At 37.8% G+C, this 6,990-nt stretch carries 7 protein-coding genes and 1 tRNA gene; all 8 read left to right on the top strand.

The window, feature by feature from the left end; translation table 11 throughout:
- The first annotated feature begins 224 nt into the window (after positions 1-224).
- Positions 225-300, top strand: a tRNA-Arg gene (locus tag ACEWK1_RS26975).
- Between the two features lie 134 nt (positions 301-434).
- Entirely contained in the window at positions 435-671 is a 237-nt protein-coding gene (locus ACEWK1_RS26970; RefSeq protein WP_212135924.1) for a hypothetical protein, read from the top strand.
- Between the two features lie 251 nt (positions 672-922).
- The gene (gene rpoN / locus ACEWK1_RS26965) at positions 923-2,215 is read left to right on the top strand and encodes an RNA polymerase factor sigma-54 (protein WP_212135926.1); all 1,293 of its coding nucleotides are present in this window, start codon (positions 923-925) and stop codon (positions 2,213-2,215) included.
- A gap of 28 nt (positions 2,216-2,243) precedes the next feature.
- Positions 2,244-2,477: a glutaredoxin family protein gene (locus tag ACEWK1_RS26960; RefSeq protein ID WP_121663494.1), complete on the top strand. Its 234-nt coding sequence runs from the start codon at positions 2,244-2,246 to the stop codon at positions 2,475-2,477.
- A gap of 144 nt (positions 2,478-2,621) precedes the next feature.
- Complete coding sequence (locus tag ACEWK1_RS26955) at positions 2,622-3,641, top strand: sugar-binding transcriptional regulator (RefSeq protein WP_121663493.1); 1,020 nt, start codon at positions 2,622-2,624, stop codon at positions 3,639-3,641.
- Between the two features lie 305 nt (positions 3,642-3,946).
- Entirely contained in the window at positions 3,947-4,954 is a 1,008-nt protein-coding gene (gene gap, locus ACEWK1_RS26950) for a type I glyceraldehyde-3-phosphate dehydrogenase (protein ID WP_121663492.1), read from the top strand.
- Positions 4,955-5,122: 168 nt separating this feature from the next.
- Positions 5,123-6,307: a phosphoglycerate kinase gene (locus ACEWK1_RS26945; RefSeq protein ID WP_121663491.1), complete on the top strand. Its 1,185-nt coding sequence runs from the start codon at positions 5,123-5,125 to the stop codon at positions 6,305-6,307.
- A gap of 84 nt (positions 6,308-6,391) precedes the next feature.
- Positions 6,392-6,990: triose-phosphate isomerase (gene tpiA / locus ACEWK1_RS26940; RefSeq protein WP_416636835.1), on the top strand; the 599-nt coding region annotated here is incomplete at its 3' end.

Raw genomic sequence — 6,990 nt, 5'->3', positions numbered from 1 at the left:
CCAACAACAGCCGCAACAAGATGGATAAGTAATAAAATTGTGTAAAAAGTCATGCTTTTTCTCCTCCTTTTTTACTACACCCTAAATTATACCTAAATTGTATAAAATTAGAACAGTATTTTGAAAATTGATTTTTCTTCATTCAGTTGGAAACAATCACAGAAAAAGGCAGTTGAAATTGTTTTGAAGTTCCCGTATAATTTTCCATACTGATATAATAATGTGCGCTCGTAGCTCAGTTGGATAGAGCGGTGGTTTCCGGTACCACGTCTGTCGGGGGTTCGAATCCCTTCGAGCGCGTCACATGAAAGAAGCCTCCTGAATATGATATTTCAGGAGGCTTCTTACTGTATGCCAACTATACACTTTAAATTTTTACAAGCATGTATATCGTTTCCACCACTGACTGATAATGTAGTCGAGGAGGTGTGAGTATGTACGATGACCTATATGTAATTAACGGAAAAGCAGCCATTTTATCTTCTCTTTTAAACGGTAATATTCCTACTGCCGAAGAGTGTAGCTTATCTTCAGAAGACTTTGAGCAAATATGTGAAGAGATGTATGATGAAGGTTTAATACAGCGTACAAACCTTGGGCACGTGGTAAATGCTGAGGTATCCAATAAAGGTATTCACTACTATGAGAATATCAAGAGTTCGTTAGAATAATCGCTTTTCCACTTATAGATCGCTAGAAGTTGTCAGGTTTGGAGTTTTTATCTGAAGCGCCAAACCTGACAAAACAACGTATGTTTTTATGATCCCGACATACTATGTAAAGACCAACAATATGCTTTGAGGAATCGTTTTTCTATCCAGTTTCATAAAAGTACTTGTCATAGAGACTAGAATATTAGTAAAATAAACTGTAAGCGCTTACTCAAGAAGGCATAGTGTAGAATGTGTTAGGGGGATTTTTAATGAGAATAGAGTTAGTGCAACAACAAACATTAAAACTGAATATGACGCAAGAATTGCAGCAAGCCATTTCGTTATTGCAATATTCCTCAGATGATCTTCTTTCATATGTGCAAGAACTTACAATGGAAAATCCACTTATTGAAGTAAGAGAAAATGATCATTCTCCATTTCGTCAGAAACCATCATCTTCTACAAAACAATCCTTTATAGAGAATACTTTAAGAGAGAAAACAAGTTTACGTGAGCATCTACGTCAACAACTAATTGATTTTTCTTTGAATAAAAATGACCGGGCTTGTCTTGAACTGTTAATACAGGCAATTGACTCAAATGGATATGTAAAGGACTCCCTTACAGATTTGGCTAGTGTTTTGGGTGTTAGTGAGGAACTACTAGAAAGTAAATTATATTTCCTACAAAGCCTTGAGCCTGCAGGTATTGGTGCCCGTTCACTACAAGAATGTATTTTATTGCAGTTAAGACGTCTTCCTACTCGTAATGAACTAGCCGAAACCATCATCTCTGAGCACTTTCGTTCATTTGCTGAAAAGTCATGGAAGGAATTATCGAAAAAATTGGATGTGAAGATTAGTGAAATACAAGAGATACATGATCTTGTTAGGCAGTTAGAACCGCGTCCAGGCTTAAAGTATGAGTCAGATGACTGCACATATGTTAAGCCCGATATGACAATTAAGCTAATAAATGGAGATTGGCGGATTCTTTATAATGATGAATTAATTCCACAGTTGCTCATAAGCAAGCCGATTGAATGTAGTGGCCCTTTTTCATTGGATGAAGAAGCACAAAGCTATTATTCTAAAAAACTAACACAAGGAAAATGGTTGCAAAGAGCGATCGAGCAGCGAAAAGAAACGATGATTAATGTAATGAAAGTGATTATTCAAAAGCAGCAAGAGTTTTTTATTCATGGGAAAAGTCATTTAAGACCTTTAACATTAAAGGAAGTTGCTGATCTTTTAAATATTCATGAATCAACAGTTAGTCGAACCGTGAAGGATAAGTTCATTCAAACACCACATGGCTTAGTGATGATGAAAACCTTTTTTACGAATAAGTTAGCAGAAGATAATGGCGAGATCTCCTCAGCATCAGTGAAAATGAAGCTGAAAAAATTAATAGATTCAGAGAATAAGAAAAAGCCTCTTTCAGATCAAAAAATAGCTAATGAGTTAAAAACCTTGTATGATATTAGTATTTCCAGAAGAACCGTAACAAAATATAGAGAGCAACTAAATATTCCTACATCAGCTATAAGAAAAGAGTATTAATAACAATATCGAATTGGAGCAGCAAAAGATGAAGAAAATCACGTTTTATTCAAAAGAGAACTGTTCATTATGTGAAAAAGGGTTAACACTCATTCATGAACTAAAAAATGAATTTAATTTTCACTATGAAGTGGTGGATATTTACAAAGATGATGTGCTGCTGGAAAAGTTCCAAATCATGATTCCAGTGGTGGAAATAGACAATGAGGTTGTTTCTTATGGCATTTTGGATAAGAATTCCATAAGAAACCGCTTACTTTAAAAAGTCAATAAACATTTCTTGAATATGCAAATTTACCCTGTTAAAATAAAAATTGTAGCAGGGAGATTTTTTTTTGAGTGGGTGGGACATAATAAGTCATAGCGGGACGAAAAAGGTCCATATCGACTCAGAAAGGGATAGCAAATGAATTCACTTATAGAAGTACAAAGAAAATTATTGCCTGACCTGTTAACGGTTATGCAAAAACGCTATCAAATTCTTCAATACATACGATTAATGCAGCCGATTGGACGCAGAAGTCTCTCTACTAGTCTTGGCCTGAGTGAACGAATTCTTAGGAATGAAGTTCAATTCTTAAAAGATCAGAATTTGATTGAGATTCATACATCAGGTATGACGTTAACAAACGATGGCACCTCTTTACTTATTAATCTCGAAGAAATGATGAAAGATGTTTTAGGATTATCTTCTTTGGAAAATACATTAAAGGAGAAGTTCCAATTAAACAGGGTCATCGTTGTTTCGGGTGATAGTGATCAATCTCCATGGGTAAAAAAAGAAATGGGAAGAGCATGTGTTACATGTATAAAAGAACGGTTAAATGGTAAAAATATCGTCGCCGTTACTGGTGGGACAACGCTCGCATCAGTAGCAGAAATGATGACACCTGATAGTAAAAACCGTGAAATGTTATTCGTCCCAGCACGTGGAGGGCTTGGTGAAACAGTGGAAAATCAAGCAAACACAATCTGTGCAAAAATGGCAGAGCGTGCAAGCGGCAATTACCGTCTGTTACATGTACCAGATCAACTAAGTAAAGAAGCATATCAATCAATCATTGAGGAGCCCTCTATAAAAGAGCTTTTAGCGATTTTGAAATCCTCAAGTATGGTCATCCATGGAATAGGAGACGCTAAAACAATGGCGGAGCGCCGGAAAACTCCGGAGAAAGATTTCCTTAAAATTGAGCAAGGAAATGCTGTTGCAGAGGCATTCGGCTACTATTTCGATCAAGAGGGAGAAATTGTCCATAAAGTTCAAACCGTGGGAATTCAGCTTGATGATATTGATGAAGTACCTAATGTTATTGCGGTAGCAGGTGGTGCATCAAAAGCAAAGGCAATAAAAGCCTATATGAAACAAGGATTAGACTCTGTCCTTATCACAGATGAAGGGGCAGCAAATGAGTTAATAAGGGACTAAATATCCCTGATTATATATGTTTCTCTTAAGAAAAGCGCAAGCGCCTTGCTAGCCTCGGGCAAATAAGACGCAAGTGAATGGAAGACGTTCTCTGTCTTTTATTCACTTGCGGCTTATGACCTCGAGGCAGTCAAAAACGCGACGTTAATCGCCATGACTGCCATTGCACGTCCTGTGCATCAGGGCTAGGCGCTGGAGCTAGACAACTACACTAGGTACTTTTTAAGTGTTAATTAAGGTGAAACAAACTTAATGTAAGTGTTCAAGGTACATAACCTGAACAAAATTAAAGGAGGAAATTTATCATGGCAGTAAAAATCGGTATTAATGGTTTTGGTCGTATTGGTCGTAATGTATTCCGTGCAGCTTTAAAAAATCCTAACGTTGACGTTGTAGCAGTTAACGACTTAACAGATGCTAACATGTTAGCTCATCTTTTAAAATATGATTCTGTACACGGAAAATTAGACGCTGAAGTATCAGTTGACGGTAACAACCTAGTTGTTGACGGTAAAACAATCCAAGTAACTGCTGAGCGTGACCCAGCAAAACTATCTTGGGGAACTCAAGGTGTTGAAATCGTTGTTGAATCTACTGGTTTCTTCACAAAACGTGCTGACGCTGCGAAACACTTAGAAGCAGGAGCTAAAAAAGTAATCATCTCTGCTCCAGCTAGCGATGAAGATATCACAATCGTTATGGGTGTTAACGAAGACAAATACGATGCAGCTAGCCACGATGTAATCTCTAACGCTTCTTGTACTACTAACTGCTTAGCGCCATTCGCTAAAGTATTAAACGATAAATTCGGTATCAAACGTGGAATGATGACAACTGTTCACTCATACACAAATGACCAACAAATCTTAGACTTACCACACAAAGACTACCGTCGTGCTCGTGCGGCAGCTGAAAACATCATCCCAACTTCAACTGGTGCTGCTAAAGCTGTTTCTCTAGTATTACCTGAATTAAAAGGTAAATTAAACGGTGGAGCTATGCGTGTTCCAACTCCAAACGTTTCTTTAGTTGACTTAGTTGCTGAATTAGATAAAGAAGTAACAGTTGACGAAGTAAACGCAGCTCTTAAAGAAGCTGCTGAAGGCGATTTAAAAGGTATCCTTGGATACAGCGAAGAGCCATTAGTATCTGGTGACTACAATGGTAACCCTAACTCTTCTACTATTGATGCATTATCAACAATGGTAATGGAAGGTCAAATGGTAAAAGTAATCTCTTGGTATGACAACGAAAGTGGTTACTCTAACCGCGTAGTTGATCTTGCTGACTACCTTGCTTCTAAAGGTCTTTAATTCTTAAGAGTTAACGACGAAACTTTATAGCTATACTCAAATGGGGAAAGGGGAGTATCCCCTTTCCTCTTTTTATATGATATTGTTATTTCGGGTGATTATTTTTAAAAAAGTAATCGCTTCTGAAACAGGCTTGAGGCAAAACACAAGTTTAGAGGAGGACTTTCCATGAACAAAAAGTCAGTTAAAGACATTGATGTAAAAGGAAAAGTCGTCTTTTGTCGCGTTGATTTCAACGTACCGATGAAGGATGGACAAGTAACAGACGAAACTCGTATTCGTGCGGCTTTACCAACAATTCAATATTTAAGTGAGCAAGGAGCTAAAGTTGTTTTAGCAAGTCACTTAGGCCGTCCAAAGGGTGAAGTAGTAGAAGAGCTTCGCTTAAATGCAGTAGCTGCAAAACTACAAGAGCTTTCTGGTAAAAATGTTGTGAAAACAGATGAAGCTTATGGTGAGTCTGTAAAAGCTGAAATCGCGAAATTAGAAGAAGGCGGACTTCTTTTACTAGAAAACGTGCGTTTCTACCCTGGTGAAGAGAAAAACGATCCAGAATTAGCGAAAGCTTTTGCTGAACTTGCTGATGTTTATGTAAATGATGCATTTGGAGCTGCACACCGTGCACATGCTTCAACTGAAGGAATTGCAAAACACATTCCAGCAGTAGCAGGTTTCTTAATGGAAAAAGAGCTTGAAGTTCTTGGTAAAGCTTTATCAAATCCAGAGCGTCCATTCACTGCAATCATTGGTGGAGCAAAGGTTAAAGATAAAATTGGTGTAATTGATAACTTGCTTAATAAAGTTGACAACTTAATCATCGGTGGTGGACTTGCTTACACATTCATTAAAGCTTTAGGCCATGATGTAGGTAAATCATTACTAGAAGAAGACAAAATTGACTTAGCGAAGTCTTACCTTGATCAAGCGAAAGAAAAAGGTGTTAACTTCTACATGCCTGTTGATGTCGTAGTAGCAGATGATTTCTCAAACGATGCAAATACTCAAATCGTTTCAATCGACAGCATTCCAAGTGATTGGGAAGGTCTTGATGCAGGTCCGAAAACTCGTGAAATCTACGCTGACGTTATTAAAAACTCTAAGCTTGTTATCTGGAATGGACCAATGGGTGTATTCGAATTAGAAGCATTTGCTGGTGGTACAAAAGCAGTTGCAGAAGCTTTAGCTGAGGCAAATGATACATATTCCGTAATTGGAGGAGGAGATTCAGCTGCTGCTGTAGAAAAGTTCAATTTGGCTGATAAAATGAGCCACATTTCTACTGGTGGTGGAGCTTCTCTAGAATTCATGGAAGGTAAAGAGCTTCCAGGTGTTGTAGCATTAAACGATAAATAAAAATCGAATGCATGCTTCGCAATGTAGATTTGTCGCGACATCTATTTTGCTGAAAAATTGCACTCAAAGAGGACGGTGTAAAGAATGAGAAAACCAATTATCGCAGGTAACTGGAAAATGAACAAAGTTTCTTCAGAAGCAAAAAGCTTCGTAGAGGAAGTAAAAAGTCTAGTACCTTCTGCTGAAAACGTTGACTCAGTAGTTTGTGCTCCAGCTCTATTTTTAGAAAGTCTTGTAGCTTCAACTGAAGGCAGTGACCTAAAAGTAGGTGCACAAAATATGCACTTTGAAGAAAATGGAGCTTTCACTGGCGAAATTAGCCCAGTTGCCCTTAAAGATCTAGGTGTTAGCTATGTCATTCTAGGACACTCTGAGCGAAGAGAAATGTTCGCTGAAACGGATGAAACAGTTAACAAAAAGACTTTAGCTGCATTTAAGCATGGTTTAACGCCAATCGTTTGCTGTGGTGAAACATTAGAAGAGCGTGAAGCAGGAAAAACAAATGATCTAGTAGGAGACCAAGTAAAGAAAGCTTTACAAGGTTTATCAGAAGATCAAGTCAAACAAACTGTTGTTGCGTATGAGCCAATCTGGGCAATCGGAACAGGAAAATCTTCTTCTGCTGAAGATGCAAACGAAGTATGTGCGCACATTCGTCAAGTAATTGCAGAGCAATTTTCTTC

Source organism: Metabacillus sp. YM-086 (assembly GCF_048059995.1).
GTDB lineage: Bacteria > Bacillota > Bacilli > Bacillales > Bacillaceae > Metabacillus > Metabacillus litoralis_B.
The sequence above is the reverse complement of the archived record's forward strand: the minus strand, read 5'-3'. Positions and strand labels throughout refer to the sequence as shown.